General features: G+C 60.2%; 14 protein-coding genes. 9 read left to right on the top strand and 5 right to left on the bottom strand.

Translation table 11 applies throughout. The features are described from left to right. Positions 1-9: 9 nt before the first annotated feature. The gene (locus tag TR36_RS11010) at positions 10-663 is read left to right on the top strand and encodes an isochorismatase family protein (RefSeq protein ID WP_045392575.1); all 654 of its coding nucleotides are present in this window, start codon (positions 10-12) and stop codon (positions 661-663) included. Next, a complete protein-coding gene (locus TR36_RS11005; RefSeq protein ID WP_045392578.1) occupies positions 654-1,427 on the top strand; it encodes a 2,3-dihydro-2,3-dihydroxybenzoate dehydrogenase in 774 nt (257 codons plus the stop codon). Before TR36_RS11010 ends, TR36_RS11005 begins: the two co-directional genes overlap by 10 nt. Here TR36_RS11005 and TR36_RS11000 read toward each other — a convergent pair. The 3 genes from TR36_RS11000 to TR36_RS10990 are packed head-to-tail and all read right to left on the bottom strand — an operon-like array spanning position 1,424 to position 3,949. Further along, positions 1,424-2,083, bottom strand: a complete 660-nt coding sequence (locus tag TR36_RS11000; protein WP_062763227.1) for a 4'-phosphopantetheinyl transferase — start codon at positions 2,081-2,083, stop codon at positions 1,424-1,426. The genes TR36_RS11005 and TR36_RS11000 overlap by 4 nt on opposite strands. Beyond that, positions 2,073-2,327, bottom strand: a complete 255-nt coding sequence (locus tag TR36_RS10995; RefSeq protein WP_045392581.1) for a phosphopantetheine-binding protein — start codon at positions 2,325-2,327, stop codon at positions 2,073-2,075. Before TR36_RS10995 ends, TR36_RS11000 begins: the two co-directional genes overlap by 11 nt. A 14-nt stretch (positions 2,328-2,341) precedes the next feature. Next, positions 2,342-3,949 carry a (2,3-dihydroxybenzoyl)adenylate synthase gene (locus TR36_RS10990; protein ID WP_062763225.1) on the bottom strand — a complete coding sequence of 536 codons (1,608 nt, stop codon included), beginning with the start codon at positions 3,947-3,949 and terminating at the stop codon, positions 2,342-2,344. A gap of 203 nt (positions 3,950-4,152) precedes the next feature. Here TR36_RS10990 and TR36_RS10985 point away from each other — a divergent pair, with 203 nt between their 5' ends. From TR36_RS10985 to TR36_RS10955, 7 genes are all read left to right on the top strand, one after another. Beyond that, complete coding sequence (locus TR36_RS10985) at positions 4,153-8,412, top strand: amino acid adenylation domain-containing protein (RefSeq protein WP_062763223.1); 4,260 nt, start codon at positions 4,153-4,155, stop codon at positions 8,410-8,412. 30 nt (positions 8,413-8,442) lie between these two features. Beyond that, complete coding sequence (locus TR36_RS10980; protein ID WP_052362649.1) at positions 8,443-9,837, top strand: condensation domain-containing protein; 1,395 nt, start codon at positions 8,443-8,445, stop codon at positions 9,835-9,837. Next, positions 9,834-10,790, top strand: coding sequence for a Fe2+-enterobactin ABC transporter substrate-binding protein (gene fepB / locus TR36_RS10975; protein ID WP_045392592.1), 957 nt, complete (start codon positions 9,834-9,836; stop codon positions 10,788-10,790). The genes TR36_RS10980 and fepB overlap by 4 nt, the downstream gene beginning before the upstream one ends. 3 nt (positions 10,791-10,793) lie before the next feature. Next, positions 10,794-11,801: an iron ABC transporter permease gene (locus TR36_RS10970; protein ID WP_045392594.1), complete on the top strand. Its 1,008-nt coding sequence runs from the start codon at positions 10,794-10,796 to the stop codon at positions 11,799-11,801. A gap of 68 nt (positions 11,802-11,869) precedes the next feature. Then, entirely contained in the window at positions 11,870-12,841 is a 972-nt protein-coding gene (locus TR36_RS10965; RefSeq protein ID WP_237763567.1) for an iron chelate uptake ABC transporter family permease subunit, read from the top strand. Positions 12,842-12,957: 116 nt separating this feature from the next. Further along, positions 12,958-15,051 carry a condensation domain-containing protein gene (locus TR36_RS10960; RefSeq protein ID WP_062763219.1) on the top strand — a complete coding sequence of 698 codons (2,094 nt, stop codon included), beginning with the start codon at positions 12,958-12,960 and terminating at the stop codon, positions 15,049-15,051. Between the two features lie 25 nt (positions 15,052-15,076). Further along, entirely contained in the window at positions 15,077-15,871 is a 795-nt protein-coding gene (locus TR36_RS10955; protein ID WP_237763566.1) for an ABC transporter ATP-binding protein, read from the top strand. Here the strand turns inward: TR36_RS10955 and TR36_RS10950 are convergent, their stop codons facing one another. Together TR36_RS10950 and TR36_RS10945 are read right to left on the bottom strand one after the other, a co-directional pair. Further along, the gene (locus TR36_RS10950; RefSeq protein WP_045392597.1) at positions 15,872-17,665 is read right to left on the bottom strand and encodes an ABC transporter ATP-binding protein; all 1,794 of its coding nucleotides are present in this window, start codon (positions 17,663-17,665) and stop codon (positions 15,872-15,874) included. It abuts the gene before it with no gap. Next, on the bottom strand, positions 17,665-19,527 hold the full coding sequence (locus tag TR36_RS10945; protein ID WP_082714931.1) for an ABC transporter ATP-binding protein: 1,863 nt from the start codon (positions 19,525-19,527) through the stop codon (positions 17,665-17,667). Before TR36_RS10945 ends, TR36_RS10950 begins: the two co-directional genes overlap by 1 nt. Positions 19,528-19,741 lie beyond the last annotated feature (214 nt).

Genomic DNA, 19,741 nt, shown 5'->3' with positions numbered 1-19,741 from the left:
ATCTGACCCATGGCGCTTCCGAGCATTGCCTCCTATCCCCTTCCTGCGGCTGACGCCTTGCCCCCATCCCGCGCCAAATGGCCATTCGCGCCGGATCAGGCGGCACTGCTGATCCACGACATGCAACGCTATTTCTGCGCCCCTTTTGCAAGCGATGCCGCCCCGCTGACGGATATCGTGCGGAATATTGCGGCGCTGGCCACCGCAGCCCGGGCCTGCGGTATGCCGGTTTTCTATACCGCCCAAGAAGGCGAGCAGCTTCGTGCGGACCGCGGCCTGCAGGCGGATCTCTGGGGCCCCGGAATGTCGCGCAGGCCCGAACATCAGGATATCCTGCCCGAACTTGCGCCCGTTGGTGATGATATTGTGCTGGTCAAACACCGGTACAGTGCGTTTCAACGGAGCAATCTTGAAACGCTCATGCGTGCACGCGGGCGCCGCCAGCTTCTGGTGACCGGCATCTATGCTCATATCGGTTGTCTCGCGACAGCGGCAGAAGCGTTCCAGCGGGATATCGAGCCGTTCGCAGTTGCCGATGCCCAAGCCGATTTCACGGCCACCGACCATGCGATGGCGCTGGACTGGGTGGCACGATGCTGCGGCAGGGTGGTGGCCACCCAGGACCTGCTCGCGGCAATGCAGGGTGCTTCGCAATGCAATTGACCGGATTTGCAGGGCGCAATGTTCTGGTCAGCGGGGCTGCAGGGGGGATCGGGCGTGCCGCTATCACGATGCTGAATGCTGCAGGGGCGCATGTCATCGCTACGGATACCGAACAGGCACTGAGCACGGCTACGGAGCTATCTAAAGATGGCATCGCCCTGATGCCCTGCGATCTACGTGATCCCGCGGCCGTTGAGGCCATGGTGGCCGAGGCCGAGGCCAGTTCAGGCCCCTTGCACCTTGCACTGCACGCCGCGGGTGTGCTGGGAACCGGCCCAATCCTGGATACCACGGCAGAAGAATGGCGGCGTGTTCAGGGGATCAACCTTGATGGCAGCTTCCATTTCATGCAGGCGGTGGGGCGGCGGCTCAGGTCCGGTTCCGATGCGGCGCTTGTGGTCATCAGCTCCAATGCCGCAACGATCCCCCGGCTGGATATGGGACCTTATTGCGCCTCAAAGGCCGCTTTGACCATGCTGACAAGATGCCTCGGGCTGGAGCTGGCCCAATACGGTGTCCGCTGCAATGTCATCGCGCCCGGTTCTACCCTTACACCGATGCAGACCGGAATGTGGCGGGATGAAAACGGCCCCACGCGTGTTTTAGCAGGGGATCTGGCCAGCTATCGCACGGGCATTCCCTTGGGCAAACTTGCCACGCCCGAGGATATCGCACAGGCGGCAATGTTCCTTTTGTCAGATCAGGCCGGACATATCACCATGGCGGACCTTTACATCGACGGTGGCGCCACACTGCGAGGCTAGAGTGCAGGTAGAGCCACTGCGGTCAGGACCCCGGCTTCAAAAGGGATCATCACCACATCGATCTTGCGCCCGGCCTGCCACCCGGGTGCAAGATCGCATGTCAGGCATAGCTGTGGAGCATTCGCAGACAATTGGGCTGCATCAAAATCGAACCGCCGCCCGATAAGCGGACTTAATGCCTTGAACAGGCTTTCCTTAGCCGAAAAGATCATGCCAACTGCCAAAGGGCTGGTCCCGAACAGGCTCCGCTCGGCTGCGGTCAGGGCGACGGGCGCTATATCCTTCGCCACCTCGGGGCAAAGCGCACCTTCTATATCAACCCCTAGTCCGGACCAGGCGTCGGCACGCCCCAACAGGGCCACCGCTTGACCTGCGGAATGACTGATAGAGCCTCGCAATCCCCTTGGCCATACAGGGGCACCGTCCGCCCCCCGCCCTGCAATGAAGGGCGTTCCCGCCAGCGCCATTCCCGCGCGGGAAGCTGCAATCCGCCCCGCGCGAAATTCGGCCCGCCGCTTGGATCGCGCATGACCGACCAATGTCCGGTCATGCGCGCCATAGCTATGCACCTCGGCGCGGCATTCAGGCAGGACGAGGCGCAGACAATCCAGCGCCGCCCCCAATCCATCAGCCCGAGGCGCGATATTATCCGTCACTCTTCTTCCGTTCATCAATCAGCGCGAACCAAGCGTTCAGCGTCGGCTGCTTGGCAAGATCCTCAAAGCTGACCACGATCCCCCGCGTCTTCAGGTCCGCAGCAAGCCGCATCACACGCAATGAATCCAGCCCGTAAAAAATAAGGCTCTCGTCTGGATCGATCGGGCCTTCGTCATCCAGCAGGGCAGTGACGCGCGCCTCGATCCATTCATGGTCGTTCGTTTTATCGACAACGGTGTTCATCCGGTATTCCTTGTTCAATTTTCGGCAAAAACAGTGCTGCGCAGGCGACGTTTGTCGATCTTGCCTACGGCAGTCAGGGGCATTTCATCGATAAAGACAAAACGGTCCGGCAATTTATATTCGGCAACGCCCTGCCCGATCAGATGGCGACGCAGTTCAACCGGGCGTATCGCCTTGCGGACCACCAGAACAGCGCATCCCTTTTCGCCAAGGCGGCTATCGGGCTGGGCCAGTAGCGCGGCCGATATGACGTCAGGATGGCGCAATATCAGCGCTTCAACCTCTTCTGCGGCGATCTTTTCCCCGCCCCGGTTGATCTGGTCCTTCACTCGCCCGACCACACGCAGGTAGCCGTCCGCATCACGCTGAACCAGATCGCCGCTGTGATAGAACCCCTGCCCATCAAACGCCGAAGCGTTATGCTCGGCGCTTCGGTAATATCCGCGAATGGTATAGGGGCCACGCACCCAGAGCTGCCCGGTTTCGCCCGGCGCGCATTGGTTGCCGGCGGAGTCGCGAACCTGCACCTCATCATCCGCCGAGATTGGCCGCCCTTGGGTCGTGAATACCCGTTCAGCACTGTCGCCATGCCGTGTGTAATTGACCAGCCCTTCGGCCATGCCGAACACCTGTTGCAATTTGCATCCCAATATCTCGGGCACCTGCCGTGCCAAGGTTTCGGCAAAGCTGGCACCCCCGACCTGCACCACCCCCAGCGATTTCGGCACAGGCATGCCCGCCCGCGCTGCCTCTACCCATAATCCAACCGCAGACGGCACCAGGGCCGCCATCGTCACCGAATGACGCGCCATCACATCAAAACATAACGTCGGATCAGGACTGTCCGCCAGAACAACGGATCCTCCGGCCATGAACACCCCAAGCGCGCCGGGAGAGCTCAGGACATAATTATGCGGTGCCGGCAGCGCACAGAGAAACCGCGTGTCCGGCGTCAATGCGCAGATATCGGCACTGGCGCGTACCGAATATTCATAATCGTTATGCGTACGCGGGATCAATTTCGGGGTGCCGGTACTGCCCCCCGACAACTGGAAAAACGCGACATCACTCGCGTCGATCTGCGGCAGCTTCCGATTGGTATCCGCATGGGGCCGCATCCATGCCTGCAGATTGCAGGCGTCCCCGGCATCATCCAGATAAAGACAAAGGTGCAATCCGGGCGATGCCGCACGCAATTGCGCCTCAAACACCCCGTCACCGAACAGCGGATGGGCACGGGCCGCAATCAAAAGCGCGGGCTGAAGCTGATCGACATAGGCACCCATCTCCAATGCCCGGTGATTATAAAGCGCATTTACCGGGCGGATGCCTGCCTTCAGCAGTGCAAAGAAAGTAATATAGAATTCGGCTCTGTTCGGCAGCTGGACGACAGCATGGTCGCCAGCCGACAGGCCGGCGTCCAGCAGGCGCAATGCCAGCGCCGTTGAGGCAACGTCCAACTGGCCATAGCTGAATTGCCGCTCACCGCAGATGACAGCAACGGCATCGGGACGGACCGAGGCTTGTTCAGTCAGCATCTGGAACAGCGGCTCGTCCCTCCAGTACCCTTTCTGGCGGTAATTGTCTGCAAATTCGGCCGGCCAAGGTGTATAATCGGTCATAACATATCCGGTGTTTACTTGGGTGGTTACGACCTTTCCCTGCGGATAGCTGATCCATCGAGAAGCGATAACTGCCTAATATTCTGAATATGACCAATATTTCAGGTCATCTGCGCCATCACGCCATCGGTCGTGTATTACAACGGTTGACGATTGCCAATAGTTGAGTATTTGTGTCTGGAATTGTCAACGGGTGATTGCAGATGTACGAAATGACGCCAATGCAGGCCGCTTGTTGGGTTGGCAGCCAGACCGCAGACGAACCCTCCTCGCATCTCTATGTAGAGCTTGATGGTCCGGCGCTGGATGCCGAGCGTCTGGCGACGGCGGTCGCGGTGCTGATTGAACGCCATGAAAATCTGCGTATTTCCGTGACAGCCGACGGACGGCTTTCCCCCGTTGCGCCTCATGCGGGCCATGCCCTGCATCTAAATGATCTACGTGGGCTGGAGGACACAGCAGCCGAGGCCGTGCTGGCCGATATGCGAACCGCCAAAACCCACCAGCGTCTTGCGCTGACACAGGGCATCGGCTGTGAATTTACCCTTACGCTGCTGCGTAATGGCCAACAAAGGCTGCATATCGATCTGGATATGATCGCAGCAGATCCCTCCTGTTTTCCCTATCTATTGTCCGAGTTGGCCCAGCTATACGAAAATCCGACGTCTATGAACGAACGGACTGTCAGCTTTGCGGAATATCGCAACGCGCAAACCAAAGACGCGGAGCGCGAGAAATCTGCACGGGATTGGTGGCAGCATAGGGTAACCACCCTGCCCGAGGCGCCGGATCTGCCCACCCCTGAAAATGCCGCAAAAGCCCCCGACAGCACGCGGTTTGCCGCCCGGCTTTCCCCCGTTCAGACGGAGATCTTTTTAGAAACGGCACGGATGTATCGGGTCACGCCCTCGGCGCTGGCCCTTGCCGTCTTCGGACAGGAGCTGGGAAAGGCCACCGGTCAATCAGCCTTGCGCCTGACAGTGCCCATGTTCCACCGAGATCTTGAAAATGTTTCCATCATGGGGGATTTTTCCGGGGTCACGCTGCTGGGGATACATGACGCAGCGGATGACCTGCCCGATCTTGCGCGGCGGGTGCAGGCAGACATGGCACAGGCCATATCGAACAGCGCTCGGTCCGGGCCACAGATCATGCGCGACCTTGTCCGCCATCTCGGGGCCATGCGGACCGCCCCCGTTGTCTTTACCGCCGGTTTCGATCACCCGATGGGATCGATCGTGCCGGATATAGCCGCAAGAATTTTCGGTGATCTGGTCTGGAGTGTATCCCAGGGATCCGGGGTCGCCCTCGACGCACAGATCGCACGTCTGGGACAAGAGATACTGGTCAATTGGGATGTGCGTCTCGACCTGCTGGATCAGACGTGGGTCCGGGCGGCGTTCGATGCCTACACCACGCGCCTGCAAACGCTGCCGCGCCCAACCGTACCCCATGTGGAAACACCCCTGTCTGCCTTGCAGCGCGCCTATATCATGGGGCGTGACACAATTCTGCCGCTTGGCGGTGTTGCCATGCAGGAGGCGCGCCTGTTCCGTGGCTCGATCGACCTGCCATCCTTCAGCGCCCATGTCGATGAGCTATGCAGGCAGCATCCGGCGCTTCGGCTGCGTATAAATGCCCGCACTCTGACCCAATATACGCTGCCGGTTGCCGATGTCCCGTTGACTGCGGTCGATATGCGGAACAGCCCTGATGCGGATGCAGAACTGGAAAGGTTCTGGCAGACATTCAAATCGGCACCTTGCGATCTGGCCGGCCCCTTATGGCAGATATGCGTGATGCAGATGCCCGCTGGACAGCAGGATGCCGTTGCGGTGAAATTTGATGCGCAGGCGTTGGATGGCCCTGCCATAGCACGCCTTTGCGGGGCGTTGTTCGACAGCACTCCGATGCAAATGAGACTTACCGATACCGTGTCGCAGGACCCGGATACCCTACAGAAAAATACCGATCATCTGTATTGGAAACAGGCGCTGGCTGCGGTCGATGGCGCGCCGCGTCTGCCATGGCGTGCCCCGCTGCATCAGATCAGCACTTCAAGCTACCAGCGCGAAACCCGACAGCTGGAAAAGTCTGACCTGCGCCCGTTGCGCAAGGCGGCAGCAGGGGCAGGCGTCTTTCTCAACACCCTGCTCAATTTCACCATTCTGGAGGTTCTGGCACGGTTCACGCCCGACATGCGTCTGTGCGTAGGACTGCCTACAGCCCCGGCGCTGGACGAAAGCGAATTGGGCAATCGGTCCTCCTTCATTGCGGTGAACTATGACGCCACTATCGGCACGGCGCAGGCGCGGGCTGCAAACCTGCAAAAAGATACCATGGCCGGAATGGGGCATATCGGATTTTCCGGCGTAGATCTTGCCCGGCATCTATTGTCCCAGACGGGAGAAGCGCTTGCATTGCCCGTGGTGCTGACCAATGGCCTCAGCTGGTCCCCGCCTCCGACAACCGAAATGACAGAGGTTGCGGGCCAGACACAGACCCCGCAGGTGGCTCTGGATATCCGCCTGATGCACGGCAGAAAGGGCGGCATCGAAATTGCGGCCGATTATGCCGAAGCAGCCCTCGCCCCCGAAACCATTTCCGCAATGCTAGATGCCATTCACCATCGGCTGCTGGATTTCGGTGATATCAACCAGCCTATAAACCTTATGCCCCTCGCCCTTCCCGCGCAGGAACCCACCGTTACGGACCCTGCACCTTACCTGATGCACATCGCGGAAAACCTGCGCCACACGCAGGGCACAGCCCTCGCCGTCGGAGAGGAGATAATCAGCTACGATACCCTACGGCAGCGGGTAGAAGGGATACTTGCCGGTTTCGAGGCCCATGGCTTGCTGGCAGGCTCGGTGCTGGCGATCCATCTGCCGCGTGGCGTTGATCACGTCGCCCTGCAGCTGGCGGCAGCTTTTGCCGGCATAATCTGGACACCCATAGATGCGGATGCTCCTGATGCGCGGGTGGAATATCTGCTGGCGCAATGTAGCCCCGGGCTGGTCGTTTCCCATATCGATCACCATGACTGGCCAACGGTTCATCCCGACGCATTGCCCCGGCCCGGCGGCGCGATACCGGATGATGAGGTGTTGCGCGCCCGCAGCCATAGCCGTGATCGGGCGTATTACCTGTTCACCTCCGGCACGACCGGTGCGCCAAAATGTGTGGTCCTGAACAATCGTGCCACAGCCAATGTGCTTGAACAGACTTTGGCCTCTTGGAACATCGGGCAAGACGATGTTTTCATATCGGTAACGCCACTGCACCATGATATGTCCCTCTTTGATATCTTCGGGGCGTTCGCTGCTGGTGCAAAACTGGTTCTACCCGAACGGGGCCGTGAAAAGGATGCGAGGCATTGGGCACAGCTGATCGCCCGGCATCAGGTATCCTTGTGGGTTTCAGTCCCCGCAATCGTGGAAATGTTGCTTGACTGTGCCACACCTGCGGACATGCGGACGCTGCGCATTGTGGCCCAAGGCGGAGATTACATCAAACCGGCCCAGATTGCGCACCTGCGCGATATGGGTAACAAGGTGCGGCTGGTTTCACTGGGTGGTCCCACCGAAACCACGATCTGGAGCATCTGGCATGAAATCGGCACCGATGCAGGACCAATTCCCTATGGCACTGCCCTGCGGGGCGCGGAATATCTGATCTGCAACCCGGTGGGGGAACCTTGTCCGGTCGGCGTTACCGGGCGCATTCACACAGCCGGGGACTGTTTAGCCCTTGGGTATCTAGACAATGGCACTTTGGCACAGACGGGCTTCGTGACCTTGCCGGACCAGGCTGGAAATCCGCGGCGGACATTTCGCACAGGGGATCTGGGGCGATGGGCACCCGACGGGACGATCATGTTCGCGGGCAGGATTGGCGGCTACGTCAAGGTCCGGGGTGTTCGTGTGTCGATGGGGGATGTGGAGCTTGCACTGGGCAAACATCCCGCTCTGCGGCAGGTGCTGGTGGTTGATATGGGCGCGAATGGGCAGGACACCACCCTTGCGGCCCTTTATGTGCCGCATGCAGGGAAAAAATCATCCTCCGCCGAACTGCGAACCTTCATGCGGGGGCATCTTCCCCAATCGCATGTGCCTGACAGGTTCGTAGAGGCATCAGCCCTCCCACTGTCGCCCAATGGCAAGGTGGACAGGGCAGCGGCCCGCCGAATCATTGAAATGCCCGCGCAGGTTACGCCCCCCGACCATGGTCATGACCAGACAATCGTGGCGCAGGTGCTGGCGGTTTATCTTGATCACCTAGGCAATCCTGCAGCGGCAGATGCCGATAGTGCCCTGTTCCGTCTGGGCCTGACCCCCCGCCATATCGCCCCGATTGCAAAGGATCTGAGCCAGAAGCTCGGAATCAACATCAGCCCTGCGAAATTGTCTACTGCTCGGACCGCCCGTCAGGCCGCTGCGCTTTGCGAATGTCAACCTGCATGAGCGTGGCCGCGTTCACTCAAAGGATTTCCGATGTCCATTCCGAATGAAGCCCCTCAATGGCTTGAGCTGACGCTTGCCCAGTTCGATTTCTGGGAAGAGTTCCGTTTTCATCCCGACCGCCCGATTTCCACTGTTGCGCATTGCATGATCATAGGAGGTCCGGTGAATGAACCGGCAATAATCGCGGCCCTGCAGCAGCTTGCCAAGGAAACCGAGGTATTCGCGCTGCGTTTTCGTGATGGGCCCGATGGCCCCCGGCAATACGTAGATCCGGCACGCGTCCCCGCAATCGAATACCATGATCTGCGGGAACGGACGGATCCGGAGGGTACGGGAAGGCAAATGATGGCGGATGACATTGCCCGGCCGTTGGATCTGGAAGCCCATCCCCTGTCCGCGTTGTGGCTGCTCCGGGTCGGTGACAGCCGTTGGCTATGGTATATGCGGGGGCATCATATCATTCTGGACGGATACAGCGCCTCTTTGATCGAACGGCGGGCAGCGTCCTTGTATGCCCAACAACTTGGTCAGTCACCGGCAGTTGGCCCGCTCCTGCCCTTTGCCGAATATCTGACCGAGGAGGATGCCTATCGGAACGGCAAGCACCACCAGCGCGACGGCGCTCATTGGGCCGAGGTGTTGCGAGATGCGCCACCGCTGACCGTGCTGCAAAAAGGAGGTGAGGATTATGCCTGCACCGCCCTGACCGCTGAACCCAAAATTCCCGCGGGTTTGCCTGCGCAGTTGCGGCAGACGGCCGCCGCATGCGACCTAGGCTGGCCTGATTTTCTAACCCTGCTCAGCGCGGCATGGCTTGCGCGGGACCTGCCCGAAGATGTGCAGGCGCTGCCTGTCTGGCTTCCATACATGAGCCGCCTCGGAAGCGTCAGCGCCGCCATTCCAGCGCTTGTGGTAAATATCCTGCCGCTGATCGTAACCTGCCGGCCGGATGAGACTTTGGGCACATATCTGCAAAGAACGGCTGCAGACCTGCGGAAAATGCGGCGGCATGGCCGCTACCGCGTGGAGCAGCTGGCCGCCGATCGCGGATTGAAGGCAGGTGAGCGTTTCTATTTCTCTCCCCTTATCAACGTCCTTCCGTTTGATGCACCCCGGTTCGCCGGCTGCACTGTCGAGCGTGAGGTGCTGGCCGCCGGTCCGGGTGACGGGTTCAACCTGACATGGGGCGCAGGGGGCGATGCGTCGGGATTGTTTCTGTCGATTGATGCCGATCCCGCATCCGAAACGGAATTCACAGCCAGCAGCGCCGCTCTCGTTCCCTTTATCGCGCGTGCCTGCGAGGATGGGAGCCTCGATGAAACCCTCGCCACGCTGATGGCTACCGATCATTCGGAACTAGCACAAACCGCCGTCCGCAAGACGACACAGATACGACCGATTGCCGGTCGATTGGAAGAAGCATGATCCCATTGTTCACACGCCGCAGCTTTCTGACCCATGGCACCTGTGCGACAGCCTTGTTGTCTTTTGCAAACAGCCTGCGCGCAGAAACCGGCTGGCCGAGAACCCTGACCAACGCGGACGGGAGCGAGACCGTATTGAACACCCCGCCCATGCGGGTGGTTTCCACATCGGTCACCCTGACAGGCGGACTGCTGGCCGTTGACGCCCCCGTTGTCGCCAGCGCCACGACCGTCCGGGGCGCGTTTTTCGCGCAATGGCAATCTGTGGCCGAAAGTCGGAATGTCGCCCCGCTCTGGCGCGCCGGCTCCATAGATCTGGAATCCGTCTGGGCGCATGAGCCTGACCTGATCGTTGTTTCTGCCACCGGGGCGGACTCTGCACTGATGCATAGGGCCGCTTTGGAAGAAATTGCGCCGGTGCTGGTTCTGGACTACGGCGCGCTGGATTGGCAGGGCCTTTCACGGCAATTGGGCCATGCAACGGGCAAAGATGAACGGGCAAATGGTCTGCTAGAGTCATTTGCCCAATCCTTGGAAACCACACGTGCAACCTTGCATCTGCCGGGCGGGCAGACAAATATCGTCAGCTATAACGGGCCGGGCGCGCCGAACCCGATTGCTACAGCGGATGGCACGCACGGAAGGCTCCTGACCGCACTGGGCTTTCGTATGGAGGATCCACCCCGCAGCTGGCAGGGGGCCGATACGCCGCCTGCTGCAGATTTCATCCGCGCTGCCTATGAGCATCTGACAGAGTTGACCGCAGAAACCACCTTTCTTCTGGCGGGCACCGATACGGATGCCGAACGGTTCATGGCGGACCCGATCCTGAGCAATCTGCCATCAGTAAAGAACCGGCAGGTCTATGGGCTTGGTGCAAATTCGTTCCGCATCGATTATTACAGTGCCAACGAGATTGTCGCAGACATTGCCCGACGTTTTGCCAAGGCCTGATGGATGCATCCCGCCCCTTCCTATCGCCGCAGCCTGTTGTGGATCACGCTGGTTGCCGTCTGCCTGACGGCGGCTGCCAGCCTGTTCGTCGGGCCACGCGCAATTACCGCGCAGGTTACGATGGATGCCCTGTTCCGCTTTGATCCGGCAAATGGTGCCCATCTGCTGGTAATGCAACAACGGCTACCGCGTGTGTTTCTTGCATTAATCGTAGGCGCGGCGTTGGGGGCTGCAGGGGCAGTCATGCAAACTCTGACCCGAAATCCATTGGCCGACCCGGGGTTGCTGGGGATTTCGGCAGGGGCAACGCTTGCCATTGTCATCCTGATTGCGGTGACCGGCAGGATCGATGTGAACGCAGCCTTATGGGCGGGCGTCGGCGGGGCCGCATTGGGCGGAGCCGCCGTGTTCGGTATCGGTGGAATGGCGCAGGGCCATGATCCGGTACGGCTGGTCCTGGCAGGCGCGGCACTATCCATCGTCATGATGACGCTGACAAGGGTCATTACCGTGAATGCGGATGCCCATGTTTTCGACCAGTTCCGGCATTGGGCAGTAGGCTCCTTGCAGGGGCGCGGGTGGGACGTGCTGAATACAAGCGCGGGTCTTGCGTTGGTCGGTGCGATCGGGGCCCTGCTGCTGGCCCGCCCTCTGGATGCACTTGCCTTGGGCCGTGATCTGGGGCAGAGCCTGGGGACGGATCCTCGCCGGATCTGGCTGGTAGCTGCGGCTGTGGTGGTGGTTCTTAGCGGGGCGGCAACTGCCGCCGCAGGCCCCATCAGTTTCATAGGGATTGCCGCACCGCATCTGGCCCGGCATATCTGCGGGCCGGCGCATCGCCCGCTTATCCTGCTGTCGATGCTGATCGGGGCAGCACTGGTCAGCTTTGCCGATCTGGCAGGCCGGCTGATCGGCGGGACCACGCAGATTGATGTGGGCATCATGACCGCTTTGATCGGGGGCCCGATCTTTGTCATTCTGGCGCGCAACCTGCGTATGAACACGTTATGAACATGCCGGGGTATTCAACATTACGCTGGCGGAATTGCTCGTTTCGCATCCACATGCGAACGCTATGGATGAATGCCGTACTCTCCCTGTTCCTTCTGGCAGGGTCGGCATGGGCGTTGATGTCCGGCAGTCTGCCTATAGCCCCTGACGAGATCTGGCAAACCCTGACCGCCACCGCCCCATCGCGCGCCATAGCCCATGTTCTTCTGGACATCCGGATACCCAGACTGCTGGTGACATTGGGGGCTGGTGCCGCACTTGGGGCGTCAGGCGCAGTATTCCAGACGATATCCCGAAATCCTCTGGGATCACCGGATATCATCGGCTTTACCGCAGGGGCCGCAACAGGCGCGCTGGTCTGGATCGTGGCACTGGGGGGAACAGGCGCCGATGTCGTGCCCGCTGCGATGTGCGGTGCCCTTCTGGCAGGTGCAGTCGTATATCTTCTGGCCCGCAAGGATGGCCGGGTAAGCGCATATCGGCTGGTTCTGACGGGGTTGGGCGTGGGGGCGATACTGACTGCCGTCAACGCACTTCTGCTTGTGCGGGGCGATCTGGATGTTGCCATATCAGCCAACCTGTGGCTGGCGGGGTCGGTCGAAGGCCGGGGATGGGCACACGTCTGGCCGCTATGGGTGGGCTTGTGCGTATTGATCCTGCCCATGCTGTTCGGAATGCGCCCGTTGGGGCTGATGGCAATGGGCGATGATCTTGCGGCCCCATTGGGGGTGGCGGTAGAGCCCGTTCGACGCTGGATGCTGCTGGCGGCATTGATGCTGGCTGCCCTTGCCACCAGCGCCACGGGGCCAATTGCCTTCGTCGCCCTTGCGGCCCCGCAGTTGGCCCGACGGATCGGGGTAACCGCAAGCCAGCCGCTTATCGGTGCCGCTTTGGTAGGTGCTGCCCTGATGCTGGGGGCGGATCTCATCACCCGAATTGCGCCATTCGGCATTGTCATGCCCATCGGTCAGGTTACCGGACTGGTGGGGGGGATATATCTGATCTGGCTATTGGCCAAGCGGCGCAATCGCGGCACTTAAATCCGACCAAATTACTTGACATTATACGAGTGGTGGCATCCTTTGCCACCGCTAGGTCCGGCCTGTCTTCTAGGCCCCCCCGCGTATGAATGCACTTCGGACCCGGCAGGACCACCATGACCAGACATATTCCACAACCCGATAATCACATCCGCTGCGCAACCTCGGCAGAGGCGGAGATCTGGTTCGAACACCAGCAGACAGAGGGCGGAATGAAGCCACTTGTCCATGCCGCGCCGCTTCTGGCGGATACGGATGCCGGGCCGCTTGTGACACGATTTGTCCGGCAATGCACATCGGCACCCGAATTGCTTCGTTGCTATCAATTCGATGACAATGGTGAATTGCAGGTCTTGCTGGGCAAGGCAGAACCCGATGTCCGTATCCTGCGCGCACCTTCGGCATTGGACATTGACGGCTTCATCGACAGCAGCGCCGCTGACGTGTGGGATCTGGCAGAGCAACCGCCCCTCCGCTTGGCGATCATTCTGGCCCCCGATTCGGCACATGCCGCCCTGTTGTGCCACCCCATAGCAGCCGATCATGCCGAAACTGCAGAACTACGCGCTGCCCTGTTGCCGCAGGGTGCACAGCATACCACCGGTCCGGGCTGCGATATGACCCGCATCATCCTAGATGAATTCCGCATTGCGCTCGATGCGCCGGAGATGACCCCCGATTGTGATTTTTTCGATCTGGGCGGCCATTCCCTGATTGCCACGCGTGTTATCGGTCGCCTTCACGCGCGACATAATATCGAGGTGGGTTTCAACGATCTATTTGCCCATCCCACTGCCGCGTCGCTTTCGCCCTTGGCACGCCGAACATCGGTCGTCGAAGCGCCCGCCCCGGTTGCGATTGCCCCCGTGGCCCAGAATGCCCGAGCGCCGTTGTCACTCGCCCAGCAATCATTGTGGAAAATATATGAGGCGCTCGGCTTCGGGCCGATGTTCAACATTCCATTTGCCTTACGCTTTCTGGATACGGTCGATGAACATGCCTTTGCCGCCGCTTTCCGCGATCTGATGGAACGGCATCCCGCCTTGCGGAGCCTGTTCATTCCCCAAGATGGGGCGGTGGTGCAGGAATGTGTTCCCATGAGCGTGGTTGACACCATGCAATGGTTCTGGCCGTCCGATGGCGCGGTCGATGTAAGGGCAGCGCTTGGCGCCGAGGCGGGCCATACATTTGATCTCTCCCAGGAACTACCGCTGCGCATGCGGTTCTTCGAAGATGCCGACGGGCAGACACTTTCATTCCTGTTCCACCATATCGTGCTGGATGAATGGTCCGTGAACCTGTTGATGGATGAACTGGCTACGGCCTATCAGGCGCGGGCCATCGGGCAGGCGCCCCGCTGGAGCCATGAGGCCGCAAGTTTCCACGACTTTGCCCGCAATCAGGCAAGGGCCGGGGTTTCGCAATATGCGTTGGGCTACTGGCTCGATGCGCTGAAGGACGCACCCGATCCCCGCCCGATCCGTGCAGCCGCCGCAGGCCCCCTGCCCTTGGATACCGGACATGCAGCAGATGGTGGCTGGACCGAAATCCTGTTGCCTGTTGATGTCTCGGAAGGGCTTTATGCCCTGTCGAAAGACTGCTCCGCCTCGCTGTTCAATACGGTCTATGCCGCAATATCAGCATCGCTACAACGGCTGGCAGGGCTTGACGCACTGACAATCGGGACATCTGCATCCGGCAGGATTGACGCGGAGTGTTTTGATACCGTCGGCTATTTCACCACAGTCACCGCACATTGCACCAGCGCCCCCGGCCATCAGACGCCGCGCGGCCTGATCGCAAATGTGCGCGACATGATCAACGGATCGCTGCCCCATTCCGAAATCCCGATCGATCTAGTCGAGGAGGCTCTGACCGGCGGCAAGGCACCACTGGCCGACCATATGTTCGAGGTGTTCATCCAGATCCACGCCCAGAACAAGCTGAACGGAACATTGCCGGGTCCGAACGGACCGATCCGCTTCCGGCAGATCGATCCGGAAAAAAGCGAATCCGTACTGGGCCTACAGTTCGAGGTGGTCGAGGATGTGATCGACGGCGTGAAACGTTTGCGCATCATGATGAGCTATCGTCGGGCAAATTATACGCCGCAGGATGTTGCTGCCCTTATTTCTGCGGTAAAAGGCGGCTGCACCGCCTTTGCCGGTGTAAATGCGGCGGACAGGCCATTGGCAGATCTGCTATCATAGAACAATTATCGGCCCCGAGGATACCTTGACCGCAAGCCCCCATACCACCGCGCGCCTTCGGGCGCAGGGACTGACGCTGAGTTATGCTGGAAAGCCTGTATGTGCCGACATTTCACTGGGGATCGGGGATGGCAAATTCACGGTCATCATCGGTCCCAACGGCTGCGGAAAATCCACGCTGCTGCGGGGTTTGTGCAACCTTCTGCCACCAAGCAGCGGTACCGTCGTCCTTGATGGTCAGGATATCGCGCAGATCCCGACCAGACAGCTGGCGTGCCGGATCGGACTGCTTCCCCAAAGCGCGCAGGCCCCTTCCGGCATCACGGTGGCCGATCTGGTCGCCCGCGGACGGTATCCGCATCAAGGCCCCTTTCGGCAATGGAGCCGGCAAGACGCCGAGGTGGTTGCCGGCGCGATGGCCGCAACGGGCGTGGCCGATCTGGCAGAACGTGATGTCGAAGCCTTGTCGGGCGGCCAAAGGCAGCGGGTTTGGGTGGCCTTGGTCCTTGCCCAGGAAACGCCATTACTGCTGCTCGATGAACCGACAACCTATCTGGACATTGCGCACCAGCTGGAACTGCTGTCCCTGCTGCGCCGTTTGAACCGGGATCAGGGCCGGACCATTGTCGCAGTCCTGCACGATCTGAACCAAGCCTGCCGTTATGCCGACCATCTGGTGGTGATGGCCGGCGGCCAGGTTGTGGCAGAGGGGGCGCCTTCGGCCTTGATGACGCCCGCATTGCTGCGGGACGTCTTCGGACTGGACGCGATCATACTGGATGATCCCGTCAGCCATACCCCCCTGATCGTACCGCGCTGATCACCGCCCGCCCAGCCACTGTTTGGCGGCCCCTTGGGCTGCCCACATCCGTGCGTAACGGCCACCTTCTTCCAGCAGTTCGGCATGGCGGCCCGATTGGGCCAGCGCCCCCTCTTCGATCACCAGAATCTGGTCAGCCCCCACGATGGTGGACAGCCGGTGTGCGATGACGATGACGGTCTTGCTGGCAACCAATGCATCCAGGGCCCGCTGCACCGCCAGCTCGCTTTCGGTATCCAGCGCGGCCGTCGGTTCATCCAGCACAATGATCGGCGCGTCTTTCAACAGCGCGCGTGCGATGGAGATCCGCTGACGTTCGCCGCCCGAGAGCCTGCCACCGATTTCCCCAAGCGGTGTCTGCCAACCCTGCGGCAGGCGGCCGATGAAATCGAGACATTGGGCAGCTTCCGCAGCGGCAATTACCTCGGCATCCGTTGCCTCTGGCCGACCCATGCGGATATTGGCCATGACGGTATCGTTGAACAGATACACATCCTGGAACACCACCGAAATCAGGCTGTTGATACGATCGGCCGGGATATTGCGCAGATCGACGCCCCCGATCGTAATCGCACCCTGCTGCGGGTCAAAATGGCGCAGCAATAGGCGTGTCAACGTGGTTTTGCCGCAACCGGATGGCCCGACAAGCGCGGTCAATGACCGCTCGGTCAAGGTGGCATTGAACGCGGTGATCGTTTGCCGATCCGCCTGTGCATAGCTGAAGCCGACGTTCTCGAACTTGATGACGTGATTGGTCGGCATCTGTTCGGGCGTGGCCTGCGGCAAGGGTTTGGTGGCCATCAGCGAGCCAATTCGCTCCAGTGCGGCCTCCATGACCTCAAGCATCGCGGTGTAGAGGATGAAGGTGGACAACGGCTCGGAAATACGCACGACGATCACGAACAGCGCCCCCAGCGTGGCCGCATGAAGGCTGCCTGCCATCACGAGCCAGATGCCGAAGGCAAGGACGATCAGCAGGCCGACTTCGACAATGCTGGCAACGATAATGTTCGGTTTGGCCCCTTTACGGTGGCCAAACACCTGAATCGCCTCCAGCTTTTCGAAGGTTTGCGTCAAACGCGCGGCTTTTTCACCAGCACGCCCCGCCGCTCGTAGTACTGGCAAGCCCTGAGTATATTCCAGAACATCGGCGCTGGCGCTTTGGTGGGCTTGGCTCAAAATCCGCTTTCCACGGCCCAAGGCGGGCCGCCGCCAGTGATACAATGGAATGATCGCCGGAAAGATCAGCAAAAGCAGCAGCCCCAGCCGCCAGTCGAACAGCAGGATTCCCAATGCGGCGCACAAAGGCGTTACGATTGCCGTGAAAACCAGGTTGAGTACGGTAAGCGCATAGAGCAGATTTTCATCGACATTGCCCAGCACCATCGAATTCAACTCGCCAGCACGCTTGTCCTGCAAACGCTCCAGCGGGATTTCACGGAGCTTTACGCCCAATTGTCCCCGCAGGCGCCACGTGGCACGCACCATCCGGCCGTCGAAATCGAAACCTTGCGCAATCCACCGCAATGCGGATGCCACGGCCATCAACACAACCATGACGCCGAACCACATCAGCGCGCGGGACAGATCAGGATCTGTCGCAGCGGCGGTGAGCAGAGGCGCAATAGCTGCAAGGCCGAAACCCTGAAGTGCCGAGGCTGCGATCAACCCCGCCAGCGACCAACGCAGGCCCGAGGCCGCCTCTGGCCCCACGCTATGGGCCAATTGGCGGAATGTGGTCAGGAATGAGCTGGCCTGAGCCTTGCGGGGCGGTAGGGATGTTGTCTGTTCCATTATTCAGCCTCCGTCAACGATTGCGCATCCCTGCGCCCGGAACCCAGAGACCAGTTCTGGGCCATTTCGTAATTCCGCCACAGCCGTGCATAAAGACCGCCCTGACCGACCAGATCATCGTGCTTGCCCCGCTCGGCAATCTGTCCGCGGTTGAAGACCAGAATCTGGTCCGCATCGCGAATGGTGGCCAGGCGATGCGCCACCATGATGACCGTTCGTCCGCGCATCAGTTCTGACAGCGCCACGATCAATTCGGCTTCGTTTTCGGGGTCGGCAAAGGCCGTGGCCTCATCCAGAACCAGGATGGGCCTGCTTTGCAGCAGCGCGCGCGCAATGGCGATCCGCTGCCGCTGCCCCCCTGACAGGAACACCCCCCGTTCGCCAACGGGTGTATCATAGCCCTGCGGCAGCTCGTTGATAAAGCCGTGCGCCTGCGCCGAACGGGCCGCGGCAATCACTTCCTCATCACTGGCCTCGGGCCGGCCGATCCGGATATTTTCAGCAATCGTATCGGCAAACAGGAAGCTTTCCTGAAAGACGAAGGCTACCTTTTCCATCAGGCGGTCCGCATCCATGTTGCGGATATCCACGCCGCCCAACTCGATCTTACCAGAAGTCACATCCCAGAACCGCGGGATCAATCGCGCGACAGTCGTCTTGCCAGCACCGGAGGGGCCGACCAATGCCGTCACGCTGCCCGGCGCAACCGAGAAGCTGATATTGCGCAACGCCTGATCGTGGTCGTTGTTGTAGGAAAAGCTGACATCCTCAAAACGCAGGGCGGGTGCATTGGGGTCGGTTGACTCCACGGCCCCAGACCGCGCGGCCAGTTCCGGCGCGTTCATCACTTCCTCGATCCGCGCAACACTCAGCGCGACCTTTTCAATCATATGGCGTAGCATCATCATGGGCATCATAGCCTCGGCCATGCCGGTGCAGATCAGCAGCACGCCGAGCCAGCGGGAAACCGAAAGATCTCCCATGGAGGTAAGCAGCAGACCGGCACCCAGAACAAGTGTCAGTGTCGGCATCGGGCTCAGGACAAGCCACGAAAAACGGGCCGGAAACCCGGCAGCGCGATACCAGTCCAGCATGACCTTCAGATAACCGTCCAGCGCCTCCTGATAGCGTGCAAAGCTCATCTTGCCGCTGTCGAAATTGCGCACAACGGGCATGGCCTGAACATATTCGACCACCGCCGCGCTGACCTTTTCCCGCGCGGCGTTATAAGAGCGGACCATGTCCCGCCGACGGCTTTGTGCGCGGCTCAGGATTCCGTAGCCAATCCCCAGTACCACCAACGCAACCAGCGCCAGCCGCCAATCCAGAACCAGCAGCAGGACAAGCGTGACAAGCGGTGTCACATAGGCGCGGGCATACAACGGCGTGCTGTCGGCAACGAATACGTGAAGCGCCTTCACGTCGTCATGGATAACCTTGGCCAAGGCACCGGCACCCTGCGTTTCGACATAACCGAGCGAAACCTTGGACAGCCGATCCGCCAACCCCATACGCAACAGCCGCTCAAGCCGGAACGCCGCGTAATGGGCCTGGTTGAATGCCCCCAGACGCGCCGCATAGGCCGCCACCGTGCATACCGCCGCACCGCAGAACCATCCCCAAGGCACGACATCCGGATCCTGCAGCAAACGCTGCACGACCATCATGAGCTGCACCATCACAGCCAGCCCGAACAGCGCCGAGCTGGCCGAAATCGCCATCGCAAAACGCACCCGCGCCTGAACCGGCTTCAGAATGCGCCACGGTGACGGATGTTTCCGCCTCTTGGTGTTTTTATCGGGGTATTTGACAGAGGGGTCAGCGCCTTGAGTCGCGCTTGCGGTGGAACTGTCGGTTACCATTGCCTGCCTTCTTATGCTTTGTGCACTTGGTGGCTAGGCGATCGGCATGGCCGATATTCCATGGCTAATCGGTGCCCGTGCTAACGATACAAATCGAGAACTACAACCATAGAGAGCGTCCTGCGCAAATTTTTTCAGCAGAACTGTTGTAATACACGGGCATGTCGCAACGACAAAAGGCTTTCTTGACTAATAATGTCGGGAATCGTAACCC

It is taken from the genome of Falsirhodobacter sp. alg1 (assembly GCF_000739715.2).
Taxonomy (GTDB): domain Bacteria; phylum Pseudomonadota; class Alphaproteobacteria; order Rhodobacterales; family Rhodobacteraceae; genus Falsirhodobacter.
Note: the sequence above shows the minus strand (reverse complement) of the source record. Positions and strands in the feature narration are given on the sequence as shown.

What these genes read in the sequence shown, in the direction of transcription:
- TR36_RS10985 (WP_062763223.1), top strand. Translation starts at nt 4,153, where the DNA reads ATGTACGAAATGACGCCAATGCAGGCCGCTTGTTGGGTTGGCAGCCAG.
- TR36_RS10970 (WP_045392594.1), top strand. Translation starts at nt 10,794, where the DNA reads ATGCATCCCGCCCCTTCCTATCGCCGCAGCCTGTTGTGGATCACGCTG.
- TR36_RS10990 (WP_062763225.1), bottom strand. Translation starts at nt 3,949, where the DNA reads ATGACCGATTATACACCTTGGCCGGCCGAATTTGCAGACAATTACCGC.
- TR36_RS10980 (WP_052362649.1), top strand. Translation starts at nt 8,443, where the DNA reads ATGTCCATTCCGAATGAAGCCCCTCAATGGCTTGAGCTGACGCTTGCC.
- TR36_RS10995 (WP_045392581.1), bottom strand. Translation starts at nt 2,327, where the DNA reads ATGAACACCGTTGTCGATAAAACGAACGACCATGAATGGATCGAGGCG.
- TR36_RS11005 (WP_045392578.1), top strand. Translation starts at nt 654, where the DNA reads ATGCAATTGACCGGATTTGCAGGGCGCAATGTTCTGGTCAGCGGGGCT.
- TR36_RS10950 (WP_045392597.1), bottom strand. Translation starts at nt 17,665, where the DNA reads ATGGAACAGACAACATCCCTACCGCCCCGCAAGGCTCAGGCCAGCTCA.
- TR36_RS10945 (WP_082714931.1), bottom strand. Translation starts at nt 19,527, where the DNA reads ATGGTAACCGACAGTTCCACCGCAAGCGCGACTCAAGGCGCTGACCCC.
- fepB (WP_045392592.1), top strand. Translation starts at nt 9,834, where the DNA reads ATGATCCCATTGTTCACACGCCGCAGCTTTCTGACCCATGGCACCTGT.
- TR36_RS11010 (WP_045392575.1), top strand. Translation starts at nt 10, where the DNA reads ATGGCGCTTCCGAGCATTGCCTCCTATCCCCTTCCTGCGGCTGACGCC.
- TR36_RS10960 (WP_062763219.1), top strand. Translation starts at nt 12,958, where the DNA reads ATGACCAGACATATTCCACAACCCGATAATCACATCCGCTGCGCAACC.
- TR36_RS10965 (WP_237763567.1), top strand. Translation starts at nt 11,870, where the DNA reads ATGAATGCCGTACTCTCCCTGTTCCTTCTGGCAGGGTCGGCATGGGCG.